Source organism: Allosaccharopolyspora coralli (genome assembly GCF_009664835.1).
Classification (GTDB): domain Bacteria; phylum Actinomycetota; class Actinomycetes; order Mycobacteriales; family Pseudonocardiaceae; genus Allosaccharopolyspora; species Allosaccharopolyspora coralli.
This window is the reverse complement of sequence record NZ_CP045929.1, coordinates 1,006,192-1,025,333: the sequence shown is the minus strand read 5'-3', so window position 1 is coordinate 1,025,333 and position 19,142 is coordinate 1,006,192. Positions and strand designations below refer to the sequence as shown.

The following is a 19,142-nucleotide window of genomic DNA, read 5'->3' as shown; positions in this document are numbered from 1 at the left end:
CCGCCGTCACGCCCAGCTCAGGCCGTCTCGGCGTCCTGCTGACGGCGCCACCGGATGCCGGCCTCGAGGAAGCCGTCGATCTGGCCCTCCAAGACCGCTTCCGGGTTGCCGACCTCGTAGTCGGTCCGGAGGTCCTTGACCATCTGGTACGGGTGCAGCACGTAGGAACGCATCTGGTTGCCCCAGCTCGACCCGGAGCCCTTGAGCGCGTCCAGCTCCGCCTGCTCCTGCTCCTTCTGGCGGGCGAGCAGCTTGGCCTGCAGCACGCGCATCGCCGCGGCCTTGTTCTGCAGCTGCGACTTCTCGTTCTGGCAGGAGACGACGATTCCCGTCGGCACGTGGGTGATGCGCACGGCCGAGTCGGTCGTGTTGACGCTCTGCCCACCCGGCCCGGACGAGCGGAACACGTCGATCCGCATGTCCTTCTCGGAGACCTCGATGTGGTCGGTCTCCTCGGTGACGGGAAGCACCTCGATGCCGGCGAAGGAAGTCTGGCGCCTGCCCTGGTTGTCGAACGGGGAGATCCGCACGAGTCGGTGGGTGCCCTGTTCGACCGACAACGTGCCGTAGGCGTAGGGGGCGTCCACGCGGAACGTCGCGGACTTCACGCCCGCTTCCTCGGCGTAGGAGGTGTCGTAGACCTCGGTGGGGTAGCCGTGACGTTCGGCCCAGCGCAGATACATCCGCATGAGCATCTCGGCGAAGTCGGCGGCGTCGACCCCACCCGCCTCGGCACGGACCGTGACGACGGCGCCACGCTCGTCGTACTCGCCGGAGAGCAGCGTGCGGACCTCGAACGCGTCGAGTTCCTTCTTGAGCGCGACCCGCTCCTGGTCGGCCTCGGCGACGCTGTCCGGGTCGTCCTCGTCGGCGCCGAGCTCGTAGAGCACCTCGAGGTCTTCGAGCCGCTGCCGCAGGCTCATGACCTTGCGGAGTTCGGACTGCCGGTGGACGAGCCGACTGCTGACCTTCTGGGCGTACTCCACGTCGTCCCAGAGGTCCGGACGAGCGGCCTCGGTCTCCAACTCGGTGATCTGGGCGCGCAGAGCCTCCACGTCCATCACGGCCTCGATGCCTTCGAGGGTCGTGGACAGTTCCTTGAGGTCTGCTGCGTCGGCGCTCACGGCACTCAAGGGTACGTCACACCGCAGGGGCCGCCGACGCGGACGGGCCCGGTCGCCAGGGAACCGGCGATCACTTGGGGATGGCGTCGAGCAGCTTCAGCACCGCGCGGTTGTGCGAGACCGTGAAGTCGGCCGCCGCTTTGGCGTACGGATCGTCGGCGGCCTTGGCCGCGGCCTTGGCCGCGTCGAGCTTCTCCGTGTACTGGGCCCGCGCGGACTCCACCAGGCTCGCCCGCTGCTTGGGGGTGAGCGACGCCGCGTACACCAGACGCAGGATGAGCGGGCTGCGCACGTTGTCCGGGCCCGGCTCCGTGTTCAGCCACGATTTGAAGGCACGCTTGCCCGCGGCGGTGATCACGTACTGCTGGCTGGAACGCGGTCCCTGCTTGCCCAGCCTGAGAAGGCCGTCGTCGGTGAGCGAGGGCAGCTCCCGGTAGACCTGGCTGCGGGTCACGCTGAAGAAGCCCCCGAAGCGTTCGGTGGCGGCAGCGACCAGTTGCCCACCGGTCTTCGGACCTTCGTGGAGTAGTCCCAGCAGGGCGGCGGAGGTGGCATTCAACTCGGTCACCCCTTCACAGTGCCACGCCGACGGCATGCTGTCCACAGTGGTCGCCAGATCTGTCCACAGTGGTGGAGATGACGTTGCTCCGTGCGGTCGGCGCCCGTTCGGCGGTCCACGGCCTCGGACACCTCGGTCGGCACAGCCTCCGATGACAGCGAGCCACCGTCGACGCGCCACGATGCCCCGGTCGGGCACTCCTGTCCGCCCGGTCTGGTGTTCTCCGCTGCTTCCAGTGTCCACCCGGACGGCCCACACCGCACCCTTCTCATGACCGGGCCGGGACGCCGGGCGGCACAGCGAGCGAGCGGGAACGGCAATGCGCACGAGCTGGCTACGAACGAAGTTCGCGGAGGAAGCGAAACCGGCGACCGAGCTCAGGCGTTGGCGTCCCGCCAGATCAACCGCATTTCGGACCAATGCACGGTCTACGGACGCTCCGCGCATTGCATTCAGGCGTGGGCCGGCAACGCTTCCCCAGCGTTACGTCACACCGGTGAGCGCGATCCGCCCCCAGACCTCGTTCGCCAGTTCCACGCCGCCGCCCGTCGAGGTTCCGGGCCACGCAGCCCGGTCGTCCCACGCCGCGCCCAAGTCGCGCACATGCTCGGCGACGGTCGCTAGCCAGGCACCTCGGAGTTCGGCGGTCGTGAGCATCGTGGTCGCGTCGGCCTCGGCGCGGGCGAGGGCGCTGAATCCATGTGCGACGGCGGCAACATGGTCGATGAGGTCACGCACCGCGAACTCGGTGCAGCGCGTGCGGGCATCGAGCTGGGACTCACCGTCGTGCGCGAGCACGCTCGTCATCGCAGTACACGCGGGCTTCAAGTCGATCACAGAGACTTCCCGGGGAATCGTCCTCCGGGGATGACGGCCGTCGGCGCACCCGAGAATCATCGGCTCGCGACGGATCGACACGAAGAAACGGAGGTCCCTCGCCGTGGCGAGGGACCTCCGTTGTGGTAGCGGGGACAGGATTCGAACCTGCGACCTCTGGGTTATGAGCCCAGCGAGCTACCGAGCTGCTCCACCCCGCGCCGTCTTGCGTTGTGTCCCCAGCCTACGCGACGGGCCGAAGGCCGACGCACCGGGGTGCCCGAACCGTGGTGGACGCGGACGACACCGCCCACGGCCACCACGGACGGACGTCAGCCTCCGCCGTTGGCCTGTTCGAACCGGCGCGTCGCGTCCTCGAGCTCCTGGAACGCCTGACCGAGCTCACCCAGGTTCCCGGACTGCTGCGCGGCACGCACCCTCTCCAGCGCGTTCTGGATCTCGTCGACCGAGGCCTGCGTCTGCTGGTCACCCTGGTTCGGTGGCGGAGTGCCCGGCGGGCGCTGTTGCTGTTGGCCGTTCTGTTGATCGCCGGCCTGCTGATCACCCTGTTCGGTGTCGCCGGTGTTGTCCCCAGCGCCGGGGCCGAACACCTGCTCCAGCGCGCCGTCGAGGGTCTCGGCAAAACCGACCTTGCCACCGAAGGACACGAGAACACGCGCGAGCTGCGGGTAGGCGTTCTCGTTGTTCGGCTGGATGTAGATCGGCTCGACGTAGAGCAGCCCACCTGCGACCGGCAACGTGAGCAGGTTGCCGAACAGGGGCCGCACGGCGGGGTTGTTGAACAGCGTGCGGTTCTGGCTGACCTGCGGCGTCGATTCCATCTGCCGCTGTACCTGGACGGGTCCTGGCGTCTGCGTCTGCGTGGGCAATCGCAGCACCGTGAACTGCCCGTAGGTCTGCGGATCCGACGACGCCGACACCCACGCCGCCAGGTTCGGTCGCCGCAGCGCGGTGAGCGCACTGGTCAGCTGGAACGTCGGCTCTCGCTGACCGGGGACCTGGGCGACGAGGTAGTACGGCGGTTGCTGGTTGCCGGAGTCGCCGTCACCCCCCTGTCCGGAGCTGGTCGGATCCGGCGGGACCTCCCAGAACGTCTGCGTCGCGTAGAACTCCTGCGGGTCGTCGACGTGGTACTCGGTGAGCAGGCTGCGCTGCACCTTGAAGATGTCCTCGGGATAGCGGAAGTGGTTGCGCAGCTCCTGCGAGATTTCGCTCTCCGGCTTGACGACACCGGGGAACACACCCTTCCACGCCTGCAGGACCGGATCGTTCGGGTCGGTTTCGTAGAGTTCGACGTTGCCGTCGTAGGCGTCGACCGTGGCCTTGACCGAGTTGCGGATGTAGTTGATCTGCTGATCGGGCTGCCGCTCGACGCCGCTGAGCGTGTCGTTGGTGGCCTCGCCGAGCTCGGTCTGCTCCGAGTACGGGTAGTTGTTCAGGGTGGTGTAGCCGTCGACGATCCACTTGACGCGACCGTCGACCACCGCCGGGTACGGGTCGCCGTCGATCTTGAGCCACGGCGCGACCTCTTGGACGCGGTCCCGGGGATTGCGCTCGTAGATGATCTTCGACTCGGCACCGATCGCCTGGTTGAACAGGATGTTGCGCTCGCCGTAGAACGCGGCGAAGGCCAGTCGGTTGAACCAGCCGCCGATCGGCACCCCGCCCTGGCCGGTATAGGTGTAGGACTCAGTATCAGTGTCGTACTCGCGCGGCGGGGCGCCCGGCTCACCACCGACGATGGCGTAGTCGTCGATCAACTCGCCGTAGTAGATGCGGGGCTGGTCGACGGGGATCCTGCCCTGGCCGTTGTTGGCGACGTCGCTGACGCTGAACACCGGGTACCCGCCCTGAGTCGCGGCACCGCCCTCGCCGTCCTGCTGCGAGCGGTCGACGCGGTTGGCCGGGGCGGAGACGAACCCGTTGCCGTGGGTGTAGACGGTGTGCCGGTTGATCCAGGACTGCTGGTTCGCGGCGAGGCCATCGGTGTTGATCTCGCGTACGGCGACGAGGTGGTCCTGCAGTCTGCCGTTCTCGTCGCGGTAGCGGTCGATGTCGAGCTTGTCGTTGAAGCCGTAGAAGTTGTACTGCTGGCGCAGCTGCGTGAACGTCTCGGACAGCACGTTGGGGTCGAGCAGCCGGATGTTCGGGATCGTGCCCTGGTCGGCTGCGACCTCCGAGGGCCCCAGTTCGGTGGTGCCTGGATAGTCCTGGACGTTGACCTTGTCCTTGCCGATGTCGAACGCGTCCCGGGTCGCGGCGATGTTGCGTTCGATCGATTCGGCCTCACGCTGGTTGGCGTTCGGGCGCACCGAGAACTGCTCGAGCAGGGCGGGCCACACGGCGCCGATGAGCACACTGGACAACACCAGCAGCACTGTCGCGAGTGCCGGGATCTGCAGATTACGCAGGAACACCGCCGCGAAGAACGCGATCGCGCAGAACACCGCGATGAACAGCAGGATCAGCTTCGCGGGCATCAGGGCGTTCAGGTCGGTGTAGGTGGCACCGGTGAACAGCTGGTTCCGGTTGGACAGCAGCAGCTGGTACCGGTCGAAGAAGTAGTCCACCGCCTTGAGCAGGACGAAGATGCCCGCGAGGATCGCGAGCTGGACGCGCGTGGCGTTGGAGAGCTGACCGGAACGACCGGCAAGCCGGATGCCGCCGAAGATGTAGTGCGTGACCAGCGCGCCGATGAACGCGACGGTGACGGCCACGAAGCCCCACGAGAGCAGCCACCCGTAGAACGGCAGATGGAACGTGTAGAAGCTGATGTCGAGGCCGAACTCGGGATCGGTCTTGCCGAACGGGACGCTGTGCAGGAACAGCTGCACGGTCCGCCAGTCGGTCTGCGCGGTGAGTCCGGCGAGCAGGCCGACGACGACCGGGATGCCGATGCCGAAGAGCTTCGAGCGCTCGGTGGTGACGGTGCGGTACCGCGCCAGCGGATCGTCCGGGCCCGTGACGGGCACGAACACCGGCCGCGACCGGTACGCCAGCCACAGGTTCAGCGCCAGCACCCCGCCGACGAACAGCCCCATCACCAGGAACAGCACGATGCGCGAGAGCACGACAGTGGTGAACACGCCGCGGTAGCCGACCTCGCCGAACCACAACCAGTCGACGTAGGTGCCGATCAGGCGGGATCCGACGATCAGGGCGAGCAGCACGACACCGCCCAGAATCAACAGAAACCGGCTCCGTCGGGACAACTTCGGCATTCCTACCGGGGGCCGCATGGCCACAGCGCACACTCCAGATGAAGCTCGTCGGACCGAGGTGCCGAGTGTCCGCGGTCACACGAGGCCACCCGTGATGTCAACTCTACGGCCTGGGGTGGGGTTCCCGGCACCGTCCCCACGAAAAAGGGGTGAAGCGGACACCACACACGGCGCTGCGCTGCGGTGCCGGTCACCGGTCCGACACGCCGGAGTGCGACCATGCGGGCCATGCCTTCCGAGACCCCCGACGGCCCCGCTGCCCACGGCCAGTCCTCGCTCGCGAGCGCGATCCGGGAGATCGAGCAGTTCGTCGGCTCCGCCGGCTGGGACCAGCCCGCCCAGATGTTCGCTCTCGTGCCGACCGAGCAGCTGCTCTCGACTCAACCCGAGCTGGCCGATCAGCTCGGCGAGGCGACGGAGCTGACCCCGATCGCGCAGGAGTCGTTGCCGTCGGAAGACCTCGGGGAGGCGCTGTCGCGGATCAGCTGGCCCGAGCAGGTAGCCGGGTGTGCACTGGTGCAGGAGATCGTCGTGCTGCCTCCGGAAGCGGAGTCAGACCTGCCCGAGGACCCCGAGCAGGCTCGGGAGGTCGCGGCCGAGCACCCGCACCGGCAGGAGGCTCGACTGGTCGCGGGCGTGCTCCGCACCGAAGAGGAAGCGTGCCTGATGCGGCTGCGCACCCCCGGCGACGACGGCGCGGGGGACCTCGTCGAGGACCGGACGCTGGCACCGAACCTGTTGCGCGCGCTGCACGGCACCTTCGCGGAATAGGTGGCGCGCGGATTGAGAGTTGCGCGCAGGCACGGCTTTCCCCGTCGGCTACGCAGGTCGGCCACCGGCGGGTTCTCACCTCGTGGCTGGCGAGGACAGCGTCGACGTGGCGTAGGGCGCTACTCGATGTCGACGATCCCGCAGCCAGCCGCGAGGTGAGGTTCCGCTACAGAACCACCCACGCAGACCGACCCGCGCACCCTCGAACACTCTGCGGTGGGGAACGTCAGCAGCTCGCGGGCGCGCGGCCGTCACGGAGCGCCTCGAGCGCGCTGAGCGCGTCATCGAGCGTGCCGACCCTCGCCAGCTGCAGACCCTCCGGTGTCTGAGCCTTGGCCTCGGCGCAGTTCCCGGCGGGCACCAGGAACGTCGTCGCACCGTCCTCGCGGGCCTTGAGCATCTTGAACGGGATCCCGCCGATCGGGCCGACGTTGCCCGCCGGGTCGATCTCGCCCGTGCCCGCGACGGCCTGACCGCCGTTGATCGCACCCGGCGTCAGCTTGTCCACGATCGCGAGGGTGAACATCAGGCCCGCCGAGGGGCCTCCGACGTCGGCGAGGCTGATCTCGATGTCGAACGGCACGTCGGGCTGCTCACTGGCGCCGATCCCGAGGAAGCCCTGCGACGGGTCGTCCTCCCGGGGCGCGAGCTGGATCTGCGCGGTGCGTTCGGCTTCGTCGGCGTGCCGGAACCGCAGCTCGACCCGGTCCCCCGGCTTCGCTCCGGCGATCGCCTCGCGCAGCGACTGCGCCGATGTCACCGGCTGCCCCTGCGCGCTGATCAACTCGTCGCCCGGTTCGATCACGCCTGCCGACGGACTACCCTGGACGATCTCCCCCGCGATGACCTTCGTCGGGTATCCGAGGTGCCGGAGTGCCGCGGTCTCGGCCGTCGTCTGGGAGTCGCTGAACGCTTCGGTGTTCTCCTGCTCGATCTCGGCCTCGGTCTTGCCCGGAGGGAAGTACACCTCGCGCGGCGCGAGCGCGTACCGTCCGCTCGCCCACAGGCCCAGCGACCCGAACAGGGACAACTGGTCGGTGACCGACACGGTCGTCATCCGCAGGTCACCGTCCGTCGGAAAGGTCTGCTGACCCTCGACGCGAATCACCGGCACGTCACCGTCGACGTCGAGCGTGTCGTACGTCGGTCCCGGCCCCAGTGCCACGAAAGGCACTCGCACGAAGGCGCCGAGCAGCCCGCACACCACGACCAGAACGACGCTCGTCAGCAGCGTCCACGTTCGGCGAGTCACGAGACGACAGGGTACGTGCCGGGGCGCGCCGGCCGGTTCGGGCGGGGTGCATTCCCCGATCTCCTGCGGTCCTCGGCCCGGTCGCCGCCGGCGGCGTTCGCCCAGCGCCGAAACAGGCACCCGACGGGGCGGTGTTGTACGCCCGACCTGGACCTGCCGCGTACGGTGGACCACATGAGCGACGTGCCGTTCGGGTTCAGCCCGCAAGATCCCGACGACCGCGACAAGGGCGAGTCGTCGCAGGGCGGTTCCGGCTCCGGCGACTCAGGTGGCTCCGGCAACGAGCCGCCCTTCGGCTTCGGCTTCGGTGGCATCCCGGGCCTGCCCGGCGGCCCGGGCGGCTCCGGCGGGATGCCGAACTTCGACATGTCGCAGCTGGGCCAGATGTTGACCCAGCTGGGCCAGGTACTCAGCCATGCGCAGTCCGGCGGTGGCGGCGACCAGAGTCCGGTCAACTACGACCTCGCGCAGCAGATGGCCGTCCAGCAGCTGCACGGCAACCAGCGCACCGAACGCCCCAGCCAGCAGGAAGTGCAGGCCGTCGAGGAGTCGGTCCGCCTCGCCGAGATGTGGCTCGACCCGGCAACGGCACTGCCCGCGGCCATCCGGGCGACGCAGACCTGGTCGTCCGTCGACTGGGTGGAGAAGACGCTGCCGACCTGGAAGCGGCTCGCCGACCCGATCGCGGAGCGGATGTCGAACGCGTGGCTGGAAGCCATGCCGGAGGAGGCCAAGCAGGCGGCGGGCCCGCTGATGGGCATGCTCGGACAGATGGGCGGACTGACCTTCGGCTCGCAGCTGGGCAACGGTCTCGGCCAGCTCGGCGGTGAAGTGCTCACCTCCACCGACGTCGGGCTGCCGCTGGGCCCGGAGGGCACGGCCGCCTTGCTGCCAGCGAACATCAACCGTTTCGTGGAGGGGCTGGAACGCCCGGCCAGCGAAGTCACCGTCTTCCTCGCCGCGCGCGAGGCCGCACACCACCGGCTGTTCAGCCACGTGCCGTGGTTGGCGCAGCGGCTACTCGCCACCGTCGAGGAGTACGCCCGCGGCATCAGCATCGACACCTCCTCGCTGGAGGAGATGGCGAGCAAGATCGACCCGTCGGACCCGAGTTCGATGCAGGAACTGATGAACTCCGGCCCGCTCGAGCCGAAGGACACTCCGGAGCAGCGAGCCGCGCTCCAGCGTCTCGAGACGCTGCTCGCCCTGGTCGAGGGCTGGGTCGACGTGGTCGTCACCGACGCCGTCGGGGAGCGCCTGCCCGGTGCGGACGCGCTGAGCGAGACCGTACGCAGGCGGCGCGCCAGCGGCGGCCCGGCGGAACAGACCTTCGCCACGCTCATCGGGCTCGAACTGCGGCCGCGGAGGCTCCGCGCCGCCTCGTCGCTGTGGCGGCTGCTCACCGAGCGCCACGGTATCCAGAGCCGTGATCAGGTGTGGGACCATCCGGACCTGCTGCCGGGCAGTGAGGACCTCGACGAGCCGCTGGACTTCGCGGACCGCTGGGGCGCCGAGTCCTCCGACCTGGACGACCCGATCGCCGCGATCCGTCGCGCCGAGCAGGCCGAGAGCGAGCGGGCCGACGAGGGTGCGGCGAGCACCGACTCGGACGGCACGGACGAGAGCGACTCGGACGGGGACGCCGACGGTTCGACCGGGGACACCCCGAGGGACTGAGAGGGCATTGTGGAACTGGGGTAGGCGGTCCGGTATCGCCGCCCCAGTTCGCGCCTCGGGCATTGAGCTCCTCTTGAGTACCAGGCGTACGCGGCGAGAACGCCCTGCCTTACGAGGCGCGAACTCCGAACGCCGGAGCCCCTCACCCTGCCGAGGCTGACCACGTATGAGGCGTGCCCTAAGGGCTTGTCTGTGCTCTTGTTCTGATGCCCGTCAGGGCATGGTCTCGCGTGCTCAGCCCGAGCACGGTGAGAAGCTCCGGCGTTGCAGGTTGTCGCTCGCAAGGCCGGGGCCGCCGCTGCGTACGTACTGGTACTCGAGGCGACCCCAACGCCGCGAGCGGCAAACTGGGACACCGGCAGGTGACCACCACCACAGACAGCTTCTCAGGGCACACACGCCAGTACCCCTATTGCACTCTCAGCATGAGCCCCGTCCTCGAGTCGTAGCGGCGCAGCCGCTGATCAACCAGGTACGCAGCCGGACCACCCGCGGGTTCTCAGCGCCCTCCTCGCGAGGACAGCGGTTTCGCTGCGTAGGTGGCTACTCGAGAAACCGATCCCGCAGCGAGGAGGGCGCTGAGGTCCCGCCACGGAACCACCTAACAAACCTACTGAAAGACAGACCTCAGCCTTCGTCGTCGTCGAGGCTCAGTTCTAGGTGCGCTGCGGCGGAGAGCCCCTCCAGATAACCGATGGCCCGCTCGGTCTTCGAGTAGGCGGTCACCCATTCCCAGAAGTCCGGGCCGTGGCCCGGCACCAACAGGTGCGCGAGTTCGTGCACGAGCACGTAGTCGAGCACCCATCCGGGTACATCTCGGAGACGGCGGCTGATGCGGATGCTGCCGTCGGCAGGGGTGCACGACGCCCAGCGCGTGCGCATCGGCGGCACCCAGCGGACGGACTCGGGTTCGGTCCCGTCGAGATAGCGCGCCGAGAGCTCACGGCACCGCTCGGCGAGCGCCTGGTCCGAGGCCCGCGCGGGCGAGCGGCGCTTGGTCTCACTGCGCTGCAAGCGGCTCAGCATGTCCGCTACCCAGCGCTTTTCCTCCGCACGACTCATTCGGGCAGGCAGCAGGACAACCACCTTTTCGCCGTCCCGGTAGGCACTCACGGTCTGCTTCCGACGCTTGCTCCGCCGCACTTCGACCTGAGGTTCCGCCACGAGACGGGACCTTAACGGGTGCCCCGGACGTTCGGGGCCCCCTGTGAGCTTCACCCCAGCCCGCGATGCACCGAACGCGCATTCGTTGCTCCGTTCAGCGGAACACGCCGTGCCCCACACGCCTGCGTGTCGATTACTCCACGGGTACGGTTCCTCACAACGCGACCGCGGCCAGGCACAGACCCGGTCCGTACCGGTCGCAGATTCACGACACGAAGGAGGGGCGCCGTGGCCGAGACGTACAACGGCTATTGCGTGAAGTGCCGGGAGAAGCGCGACTTCTCCGGCGAGGTCGCCGAGACCAACGGCCGTCGCATGGCCAAGGGAACCTGCCCGGTCTGCGGCACGAAGATGACACGGATCCTCGGTAAGGCCTGAACGGCGCGGGTGGGCCGCCCGAGTGGCCCACCCGCGGACTCGTGCGCCGGGCTGATGGCCAGGCGCCTCGTGACCGCAGGACATGCGGCTCGTCCGCTGCTGCGCACGGCGGTTCCGCGTTCCACGATCAACTCGCCCCGCGCCTCGCGGGAAACCTCTAGCATGTGCGTCAGCACCCCGAAGATCGCCCCGGCAGGGTGTCGACGGGGTGTACCGATCCGCGTGCGAGAGGAGCCTTTCCGTGGCCGACATCCCCCGCCGGGCTGCCCAGCGCACGGCGAAGCTCGCGAGCCTGCCGTTGGGGATGGCGGGACGAGTCGCCGCGGGCTGGGGGAAACGGCTCAGCGGGCAGAGCGCGGACGAGATCAACGCGGACGTCTCGGCGCGCACAGCCGAGCAACTGTTCGCCGTCCTCGGGCAGCTCAAGGGCGGCGCGATGAAGTTCGGCCAGGCACTCAGCGTGTTCGAGGCCGCGGTGCCGGACGAGATGGCGGGCCCGTACCGGGAAGCGCTGACGAAACTGCAGTCCGCTGCCCCACCGATGGCCCCGTCGAGCGTGCACCGTGTGCTGGCCGAACAGCTCGGACGCTCGTGGCGAGACCGGTTCGCCGAGTTCGACGACTCACCGATCGCCGCGGCCAGCATCGGACAGGTGCACCGGGCGGTCTGGCACGACGGCCGCACGGTCGCGGTGAAGATCCAGTACCCGGGTGCCGACGAGGCGTTGCGCTCGGATCTGCGCCAGCTGACCAGGTTCTCTCGGCTGTTCGAGTCGCTGGCGCCGGGTACGGAGGTTCGACCGCTGCTCGCCGAGCTGCAGGACCGCATGGTCGAGGAGCTCGACTACCGGACCGAAGCCGACAACCAGCGCGGGTTCGCGGCGGCCTTCGACGGCGACGAGCAGCTGTTCGTTCCGAAGGTCGTCGCGAGCTCGCCGAAGGTGATGGTCACCGAATGGGTCACCGGGACGTCACTGGCGTCGATCATCGCCGACGGGAGCAAGGACGAGCGGGACGAGACGGGCAGATTGCTCTCCGAGTTCCACTTCTCCTCGCCGTCGCGATCGGGCCTCTTGCACGCCGATCCCCATCCGGGCAACTTCCTGATGCTGGAAGACGGCAGGCTGGCGGTGATCGACTTCGGCGCGGTCGCGCGCCTGCCCGACGGCCTGCCCACGACCATGGGCCGGATGCTACGGCTGGCGTTGGAGGACCGCGCCGACGAGCTGCTGCAGCTGTTGCGAGCGGACCGGTTCGTGCACGCCGACAGCGAACTCCGGGCCGAGGACGTCCAGGCGTATCTGGGGCCGTTCGTGGACCCGTGCCGCAGCGAGACGTTCCACTTCACCCGACGGTGGATGCAGCGGCAGGCCGAGCGGGTCGGCGACCTGCGCAGTCCGGACTTCCGGACCGGTCGGGCGCTGAACCTGCCGCCGGACTACTTGCTGATCCACCGCGTCACGCTGGGCGCCACCGGCATCCTCTGCCAGCTCGACGCGACGGTCGCGGCCAAGAGCATCATCGAACGCTGGCAGCCGGGGTTCGCCGAGGACTGAGAGCGCATTGTGGAACTTGGGTAGGGGGTCCGGTACCGGCTCGTCACCCTGCCGAGGCTGGTCACTTGCGACCATGCCCTACGGGCACAAAAGCCAGTTCCCAAATGCCCTCTGAGTGGCCGCGCGGGCGCAGGAATGCGGTCGAGATCCCACAGCCGCCCCGATGTGCGGTGTCCCCGCGGAACCACCGACCCAGATCACCCCGCCCGCCCTGCGAGCCCGGTGTGCACGGTGTCGGCCAGCAGGTAGTGCAGGTCGTCGCGGTGACCGACGTAGTGCGGGCCGTCCTCGTCGAGCAGGGCGTCGACCGCGGCGAGATCGTCGGCGGTGCCGTGTTCCGCGGCGGAGTCCCGCAGGAAGCGGAGTCGGCGCAGCGCCGCGCGCATCACCAGGTCCGAAACCGGTGCCGGGCGCTCGACGAGATAGGACCAGCTGCGCACGTCGACGAGCCCGGCCTCCCGGAGTGCACGGGACCAACCGATCGGCATCCGCACCGACCCGTGGATGCCGGCCCGCATCTCGCGGAACCAGGATTGCTGGTACCCGGACAGCCGGTCTTCGAGCCCCGGTTCGCCGACACCGACGTCCCACGGCAGGATCCGCTGCGGGAGCCCGGATTCGACGATCGCGAGAGCGCCGCCGGGACGGACCAGCGCGGCGAGTCGGCGGAGTCCGGCGGCCTGGTCCGGTAGATGGTGCACGACCATCCCGGCGAAGACGAGGTCGGCAGGTTCGAGCGCGGACGGGACCTCGTCGCCGGCCGCGTCCCAGAGCACGGTTCGGACGTCCACGGAGGAGCCGGAGTCGCGAACGTGGCTCTCGGCGGCCCCCAACAACTCAGGTGCCGAATCGACGAGGGTCAGAGTCGACTGGGAACGGTGGTCCATCGCAGCGGCCAGCGCCGTGGCCATGCCACCGGCCCCGCAACCGATCTCGACGACGGAGCGCGTGTCCGCGCCCACGAGCGCTTCGGCGAGCGTCGCGCGTTCGGGCTCGACGAGGCGATCCGCGTGGCGGAGATCGTCGAGCCGGGCGTTCCAGTCCATCCCGTCGTGGGAGTGCCCATGCCCGTGTCCGTTGCCGTGCCCAGTCACGCCCTCACCCTATGCCCGGCGGTGCGAACGGCACTTTCGCCTCAGCAGACGAGGCGAGAGTGCCGTTCGCACCACGTGTTTCTAGGGTTGCAGGCGGTCGGCGCGGCGAGCGGCGTACGTCGCCAGCCGACGCCACCACCTCCCCGCGCACAACCGACGAGCCATCCGTTGCTCGTCGGCCTCTTGTCGCAATTGCTGATGTCGAATTCTCGACATCTCTTCCGGCATCATCATGACGGAGTGCTCCTCTGTGCTCGGTCGAGCGGACGCGAACGGTCGGGTGGCGAGGACACGGGTGTCGTTCATGCGGCCTGCTCCTTGCGATCGCGTCCACCGGTCGCGTCGACCGGGTGCTTGCGTGGACGGCCACGAGGCCGTTTGCGAGCGACGACGGCGCCGCGCTCGAAGATCTCCCCGCCCCAGACACCCCAGGGCTCGGCGCGGGACAGCGCCCCTGCGAGGCACTCGGCACGGACCGGGCAGTCCGCGCACAGCGCCTTGGCGCGCTCCAGTTCGGCCGGGCTCTCGGCGAACCACAGGTCGGGGTCCCGCCTGCACGGCAGGTCCTGGCCGACCCCGGGGGCACTGTCGAGCAGCGCTCCGAGGACATCGGGTTCACCGGTTTGCTGTATCGGTACGCCGGTGGTCAACAATTTCTTCTCCTCCAGTGGTTGGACTTCTCGGGCGACGAGCGGGTCGCGAACGCAAAAAGGCCGCGAACCCGATGCGGGTCCGCGGCCTGGGAGTCGTGGCGAGTCCAGATTAGTTGATCATGGACTTCGTTCCAGGACGGACCGGCGATCATCGGGGATGATCACGGTCGGGACGGCGAAACCCGCACGGCGACGCGTGGCGGCCGCGTTCGGCCCCGCCGGCGCGTACGGCAGTTCGATACCCCCGGTCAGCGGGTGGCCAGGGGTAACGAGCATCTGCGTGCTGATCACTGTGGCCACCTCCCCTCGGGGTCGTACGCGCCGACGCGCGTGAAGCGCCTCGACCTGGACGCTTGCAGATTATGTGCAGCGCACCCGGCGCCGCAACCGAATTTCTGCAGATCCCCGCATTCGGGTGGACATTTTTCTCGCGACTCGGTGCCGACGCAGGTCAGGGCCGCGATCGCTCGGCGCGAACGAGCGAGAGGACGTCCGCGCCGAAGCGTTCGAGCTTCGTCCCGCCGATCCCCGAGATGGCGATCAACGCGGCCTCGTCGGACGGTCGCTGCTCGGCGATCGCCGTCAGCGTCGCATCCGTGAACACCACGTAGGAGGGAACCCGGAGCTGTTGGGCACGGTCGCTGCGCCACGCCTTGAGCTCGGCGAGCAGCCCTTCGTCCACATCGGAGGGGCAGTGGCCGCACCGCCCCAGTTTGATCTCCAAGGTCCCGAGCAGTTTCGTCTCGCAGGTACGACACCGCGGCGTGACGGCGCCCCCCTGCGACCGCATCGGGGAGGCCTCCCGCTGCTGCACGCGCGCAGGCAGGGCCGCCGGACTGTCGTCGGGAACGAGGGCGTAGACGAACCGGCTCCGCCGCCGGAACCGCTTGCCTCCTTCGCCCCGGGACAGCGCCCACGACAACCGCAGGAACTCACGCGCCCGCGTCACACCGACGTAGAGCAGCCGCCGTTCCTCTTCGATCGCCGCGTCGTCTCCGTCGGCGTACTGGATGGGCAAGGTGCCATCGACGAGCCCGACGAGGAACACCGCGTCCCACTCGAGCCCCTTCGCGGCGTGCAACGACGCGAGCGTCACCCCCTCGACCGTCGGCGGATGCTGCGACTCGGCGCGTGCGTCGAGTTCCGCGTTGTAGTGCGCCAGGTCCGCGTCCGGCACGGCGGCGACGAGTTCTTCGGCGAGTTCCACCAGGGCGATCAGCGACTCCCAGTGTTCCCGAGCCGCACCGCCGGCAGGCGGCTCGTCGGTGAGGCCGACCTCGGCGAGAACCGCGCGAACGCTGCCGCACAGGTCGCCGGACGTGAGGTCGTCGCGGGATCCCGCCGTCCGCAGAGCGGCCATCGCCCGCCGCACCTCGGTCCGCGCGAAGAACCGTTCACCGCCACGCACCTGGTACGGAATCTCGGCGTCGGCGAGCGCCTTCTCGTAGACCTCGGACTGCGCGTTGACGCGGAAGAGCACCGCGATCTCCGAGAGCGGTGTGCCGTCCCGCGCGAGCGCGGCGATCTTGTGCGCGACCGCTTGCGCCTCGGAGACCTCGTCGTCGAACTCGGCGAAATCCGGTTTCGGCCCGTCCTGTCGCTGGCCGACGAGTGTCAGCCGAGTACCGGCGGGACGCTCCCTGGCGGCGTCGATGACCTGGTTCGCGAGCGCCACGACCTGCGGCGTCGACCGGTAGTCGCGTTCGAGGCGCACCACGGTCGCCTCGGGGAAACGTCTCGGGAACCCGATCAACCATTGCGGTGCGGCCCCGGCGAAGGAGTAGATCGTCTGGTTGGCGTCGCCGACGACCGTGAGGTCGTCGCGCGGGCCGAGCCACGCGTCGAGCACGCGCTGCTGCAGCGGGTTGACGTCCTGGTACTCGTCGACGACGAAGGAGCGGTAGCGGCTGCGGAACTCCTCGGCGACCTCGGGGTGTTCCTCCAGGATCGCGGCGGTGTGCAGGAGCAGGTCGTCGAAGTCCAGCGCCTCCGCACGCGTCTTGAGCTGTTCGTAGGCGGCGAAGACCTTGCTCACCGACTCGGGCGCCGTGGGCGCTGAGCGCCCGGCCTTCGCCGCCGCGGACGGATACCGGTCGGGGGCGATGAGCGACGATTTCGCCCACTCGATCTCGCCTGCCAGATCGCGCACGGAGTCCTTCTCCGTCGACAGGCCGAGCCGGTTCGCCGCGTTCATGACGAAGCGGTACTTGTTGTCGACCAGCGACCACACGCCGGTGTCGTGCACCCGTGGCCAGAAGTACCGCAACTGCCGGAACGCCGCCGCGTGGAAGGTCTGCGCTTGAACACCGCCCGCACCGAGTTCCCGTAGCCGCGTGCGCATCTGCCCCGCCGCTCGGGCGGTGAAGGTGACCGCGAGGACTTGCTGCGGGGCGACGAGTCCGCGCTCGACGAGGTGGGCGATGCGATGCGTGATGGTGCGGGTCTTGCCCGTGCCCGCACCGGCCAGCACGCACACCGGACCACGAGGGGCCGTCACCGCCGTCCGCTGCTCGGGGTCGAGTCCTTCCAGCAGTCGTCGCGGTTGATCGGCCATGCGAAGCATCCTCGCAGAAGCGCCCCGCCGGACTCGATCACACCCCGCTGGCGGACCCCCCGCGTGTCGATCAAGCCGAAAGCGTGATTCGAACACGCGATCGAGTGGAAAAGTCGGCGATGTGCAGGTATTATGCTTTTTAGGCAGTAGCGTGTGATCATGACATGGGCGGTGGAAGCAGTACCAGAAGTTGTCGACTGGCTACGAACCCTCGACGAGGACACGCAGAATGCGATCGACGGTGCCGTCGCGGTTTTGCAGCTTCGCGGGCCGAGCCTGTCGCGACCTCTTGCCGACAAGGTGCACGGATCGCAACTACACAACTTGAAAGAACTTCGTCCTGGTTCGAGCGGGCGCACAGAGGTACGGAATTCTGTTCGCCTTCGACCCCGAACGGCGAGCGATTCTGTTGATCGGCGGCGACAAGGCTGGTCGATGGGAGCGTTGGTATCGCGCGGCGATCCCGATTGCCGAGCAGCGCTATCGGACACACGTGGCCGGGATCGCCGATCCATGAACACGGGTGGTCGGGCAGGTTCAGCACAGGAACAGGAGTGAACAGAATGACAGTGCCATGGAACGAGGTTCGGGACGAACTCGGCATCGACACGGAACGGCGGGCAGCGGGACTCCGCGTCACCGCGGCGTACGTGACCGGCTATCGGCTCGGTGAGCTGCGGCGGCACTCCGGGTTGACCCAGATGGAACTGGCCGAGCGCATGGAGATCGGCCAGCCGCGGGTCAGCTCGATCGAACGCGGCGACCTGAACTCGCTGACCGTGGGCAGTGTCCGCGCCTACGTCGAGGCACTCGGTGGCACGGTCGACATGGTCGCCCACGTGGGAGACCTCGACGTCGCGTTGGACGTTCCCGGCGCGGCCTGAGAGTGCATTTCGGAACTGGCTTGTGTGCCCGTAGGGCACGCCTCATACGTGTCCAGTCTCGGCAGGGTGAGGGACTCCGGCGTTTGGAGTTCGTGCCTCGCAAGGCAGGGGTTCTCGCCGCGTACGGGTGGTACTCAAGAGGACCCAACGCAGCGGGCGCGAACTGGGGCGGCGGTACCGGACCACCCACCCAGGTTCCACAACGCCCTCTCAGCGATCAGCTAGGCGTGTTGGCCCAGCCGCGCAGCATGCGGTAGGCGATGGACACGCCCGGCGGCAGGCGGAGACCGTTGATCGCGTTTCCCTCGGCCTCGAGGGCCGCGAGAACGTCGTCGCGCGGCACCCACCGCGCGTCCTCGATCTCACCGTCGGCGGGATGCAACGGCTGCTCGGGATCGCCCACAGCGGCGAATCCGACCATCAGGGAACGCGGGAACGGCCACGGCTGGCTGCCGAGGTAGCGGACGTCGGAGACGGTCACGCCGACCTCTTCCCGGATCTCGCGTTGCACGCACGCTTCGAGCGCTTCGCCGACCTCGACGAAGCCCGCCAGCACCGAGTACCGGTCCCGCGGCCATACCGGTTGCCGAGCGAGCAGCACCTGGTCGCCACCGTCGTGCACGAGACAGATCACTGCCGGATCGGTGCGGGGATACTCCTCCCGGTCACATCCGCTGCACTGCTGTACCCACCCGAGCCGCACGCCCCGGGTGCCCGCGCCGCACACCGCGCAGTAGCGAGACCGGTCGTGCCAGCTGAGTAGCCCGACGGCCGTGGTGAGCAGCCCGGCGTCGACCGAACCCAGGAGGGCGCCTGCGTTCCGCAGGTCGCGCCAGCCGAGTTCAGCGCCGTCCCGGCCGGCACGCAACGCCCAGTAGCTGACTCCGTCGTCCTGCCCGAGCAGGACCGCGCCGGGAGGGGGTTGCGTACCGAACTCCGCCGTAGGCCGATGGTCGAGGACGTCGCCCTCGAGCACCGGGGCTCGCCCCTTGCGGTCGACGAGCAGGACCCGCCCGTGCGCCCACAGCTGCGCGGTGTCCTCGTCGCGCAACCACTCCGAACGGTCCACGGTGGATCGGGAGAGCAGTGGTGCGGCGTCCAGGCCGAACCCTGTCGCTCCCGCCACGTCCGGGGTACTCATCGCACTCCACTTCTGGGCGGAGCACTCGACTTCTCCCCGCCCGTCAGCAACCTACGCCTCGCCCGTTGGCGACGACACCCACCACCGGCACGGGTCACACCCGGCTGGTCACGTATGAGAGGGCGTTGTGGAACCTGGGTGAGTGGTCCGGTACCGCTGCCCCAGTTCGCGCCTCGCTGCGTTGGGGTCCTCTTGAGTACCAGGCCGTACGCGGCGAGAACCCCTGCCTTGCGAGGCACGAACTCCGAACGCCGGAGCCCCTCACCCTGCCGAGGCCG

At 68.9% G+C, this 19,142-nt stretch carries 18 protein-coding genes, 1 tRNA gene and 1 pseudogene; 7 read left to right on the top strand and 13 right to left on the bottom strand.

Annotation, left to right across the window (positions count from 1 at the left end):
* Positions 1–17: 17 nt before the first annotated feature.
* From prfB to GIY23_RS04795, 5 genes are all read right to left on the bottom strand, one after another.
* Positions 18–1,124 (bottom strand): peptide chain release factor 2, encoded by a 1,107-nt coding sequence (gene prfB, locus GIY23_RS04815; RefSeq protein WP_154075552.1) that lies wholly within the window; start codon positions 1,122–1,124, stop codon positions 18–20.
* A gap of 70 nt (positions 1,125–1,194) precedes the next feature.
* Positions 1,195–1,692 carry a PadR family transcriptional regulator gene (locus tag GIY23_RS04810; RefSeq protein WP_154075551.1) on the bottom strand — a complete coding sequence of 166 codons (498 nt, stop codon included), beginning with the start codon at positions 1,690–1,692 and terminating at the stop codon, positions 1,195–1,197.
* A 474-nt stretch (positions 1,693–2,166) separates the two neighbouring features.
* Positions 2,167–2,580, bottom strand: coding sequence for a maleylpyruvate isomerase N-terminal domain-containing protein (locus tag GIY23_RS04805; RefSeq protein ID WP_267313252.1), 414 nt, complete (start codon positions 2,578–2,580; stop codon positions 2,167–2,169).
* A 63-nt stretch (positions 2,581–2,643) separates the two neighbouring features.
* Positions 2,644–2,720, bottom strand: a tRNA-Met gene (locus GIY23_RS04800).
* Positions 2,721–2,831: 111 nt separating this feature from the next.
* Complete coding sequence (locus GIY23_RS04795) at positions 2,832–5,759, bottom strand: UPF0182 family protein (protein ID WP_154075549.1); 2,928 nt, start codon at positions 5,757–5,759, stop codon at positions 2,832–2,834.
* A 210-nt stretch (positions 5,760–5,969) separates the two neighbouring features.
* Here GIY23_RS04795 and GIY23_RS04790 point away from each other — a divergent pair, with 210 nt between their 5' ends.
* Positions 5,970–6,512: a PPA1309 family protein gene (locus GIY23_RS04790; RefSeq protein WP_154075548.1), complete on the top strand. Its 543-nt coding sequence runs from the start codon at positions 5,970–5,972 to the stop codon at positions 6,510–6,512.
* A 226-nt stretch (positions 6,513–6,738) separates the two neighbouring features.
* Here the strand turns inward: GIY23_RS04790 and GIY23_RS04785 are convergent, their stop codons facing one another.
* On the bottom strand, positions 6,739–7,764 hold the full coding sequence (locus GIY23_RS04785; protein ID WP_154075547.1) for a YlbL family protein: 1,026 nt from the start codon (positions 7,762–7,764) through the stop codon (positions 6,739–6,741).
* Between the two features lie 174 nt (positions 7,765–7,938).
* On the opposite strand from GIY23_RS04785, the gene GIY23_RS04780 reads away from it, so the two are divergent.
* The gene (locus GIY23_RS04780) at positions 7,939–9,441 is read left to right on the top strand and encodes a zinc-dependent metalloprotease (protein WP_154075546.1); all 1,503 of its coding nucleotides are present in this window, start codon (positions 7,939–7,941) and stop codon (positions 9,439–9,441) included.
* Positions 9,442–10,068: 627 nt separating this feature from the next.
* On the opposite strand, the gene GIY23_RS04775 is transcribed toward GIY23_RS04780, so the two are convergent.
* Positions 10,069–10,605 (bottom strand): M48 metallopeptidase family protein, encoded by a 537-nt coding sequence (locus GIY23_RS04775; protein ID WP_154075545.1) that lies wholly within the window; start codon positions 10,603–10,605, stop codon positions 10,069–10,071.
* A 228-nt stretch (positions 10,606–10,833) separates the two neighbouring features.
* Here GIY23_RS04775 and GIY23_RS22605 point away from each other — a divergent pair, with 228 nt between their 5' ends.
* Positions 10,834–10,983 carry a DUF5679 domain-containing protein gene (locus GIY23_RS22605; protein WP_187352026.1) on the top strand — a complete coding sequence of 50 codons (150 nt, stop codon included), beginning with the start codon at positions 10,834–10,836 and terminating at the stop codon, positions 10,981–10,983.
* A gap of 241 nt (positions 10,984–11,224) precedes the next feature.
* Positions 11,225–12,538 (top strand): ABC1 kinase family protein, encoded by a 1,314-nt coding sequence (locus GIY23_RS04770; protein ID WP_154075544.1) that lies wholly within the window; start codon positions 11,225–11,227, stop codon positions 12,536–12,538.
* Between the two features lie 197 nt (positions 12,539–12,735).
* Here the strand turns inward: GIY23_RS04770 and GIY23_RS04765 are convergent, their stop codons facing one another.
* From GIY23_RS04765 to GIY23_RS04745, 5 genes are all read right to left on the bottom strand, one after another.
* A complete protein-coding gene (locus GIY23_RS04765) occupies positions 12,736–13,632 on the bottom strand; it encodes a class I SAM-dependent methyltransferase (protein ID WP_228717550.1) in 897 nt (298 codons plus the stop codon).
* 81 nt (positions 13,633–13,713) lie between these two features.
* A complete protein-coding gene (locus GIY23_RS04760) occupies positions 13,714–13,938 on the bottom strand; it encodes a hypothetical protein (RefSeq protein ID WP_154075543.1) in 225 nt (74 codons plus the stop codon).
* Positions 13,935–14,285: a WhiB family transcriptional regulator gene (locus tag GIY23_RS04755; RefSeq protein ID WP_154075542.1), complete on the bottom strand. Its 351-nt coding sequence runs from the start codon at positions 14,283–14,285 to the stop codon at positions 13,935–13,937. The genes GIY23_RS04760 and GIY23_RS04755 overlap by 4 nt, the downstream gene beginning before the upstream one ends.
* A 117-nt stretch (positions 14,286–14,402) precedes the next feature.
* Positions 14,403–14,576: a hypothetical protein gene (locus tag GIY23_RS04750; protein WP_154075541.1), complete on the bottom strand. Its 174-nt coding sequence runs from the start codon at positions 14,574–14,576 to the stop codon at positions 14,403–14,405.
* Positions 14,577–14,736: 160 nt separating this feature from the next.
* A complete protein-coding gene (locus tag GIY23_RS04745; RefSeq protein WP_154075540.1) occupies positions 14,737–16,839 on the bottom strand; it encodes an ATP-dependent DNA helicase UvrD2 in 2,103 nt (700 codons plus the stop codon).
* A gap of 159 nt (positions 16,840–16,998) precedes the next feature.
* On the opposite strand from GIY23_RS04745, the pseudogene GIY23_RS23195 reads away from it, so the two are divergent.
* From GIY23_RS23195 to GIY23_RS04735, 3 genes and pseudogenes are all read left to right on the top strand, one after another.
* Positions 16,999–17,136, top strand: a pseudogene (locus tag GIY23_RS23195) (type II toxin-antitoxin system RelE/ParE family toxin); the annotation flags it as partial.
* Positions 17,137–17,248: 112 nt separating this feature from the next.
* Positions 17,249–17,356: a hypothetical protein gene (locus tag GIY23_RS23190; RefSeq protein WP_267313235.1), complete on the top strand. Its 108-nt coding sequence runs from the start codon at positions 17,249–17,251 to the stop codon at positions 17,354–17,356.
* A gap of 46 nt (positions 17,357–17,402) precedes the next feature.
* Positions 17,403–17,723 carry an XRE family transcriptional regulator gene (locus tag GIY23_RS04735; RefSeq protein ID WP_154075539.1) on the top strand — a complete coding sequence of 107 codons (321 nt, stop codon included), beginning with the start codon at positions 17,403–17,405 and terminating at the stop codon, positions 17,721–17,723.
* Between the two features lie 217 nt (positions 17,724–17,940).
* Here GIY23_RS04735 and nudC read toward each other — a convergent pair whose 3' ends face one another.
* Positions 17,941–18,864 carry an NAD(+) diphosphatase gene (gene nudC, locus GIY23_RS04730; protein ID WP_154075538.1) on the bottom strand — a complete coding sequence of 308 codons (924 nt, stop codon included), beginning with the start codon at positions 18,862–18,864 and terminating at the stop codon, positions 17,941–17,943.
* Between the last annotated feature and the right edge of the window lie 278 nt (positions 18,865–19,142).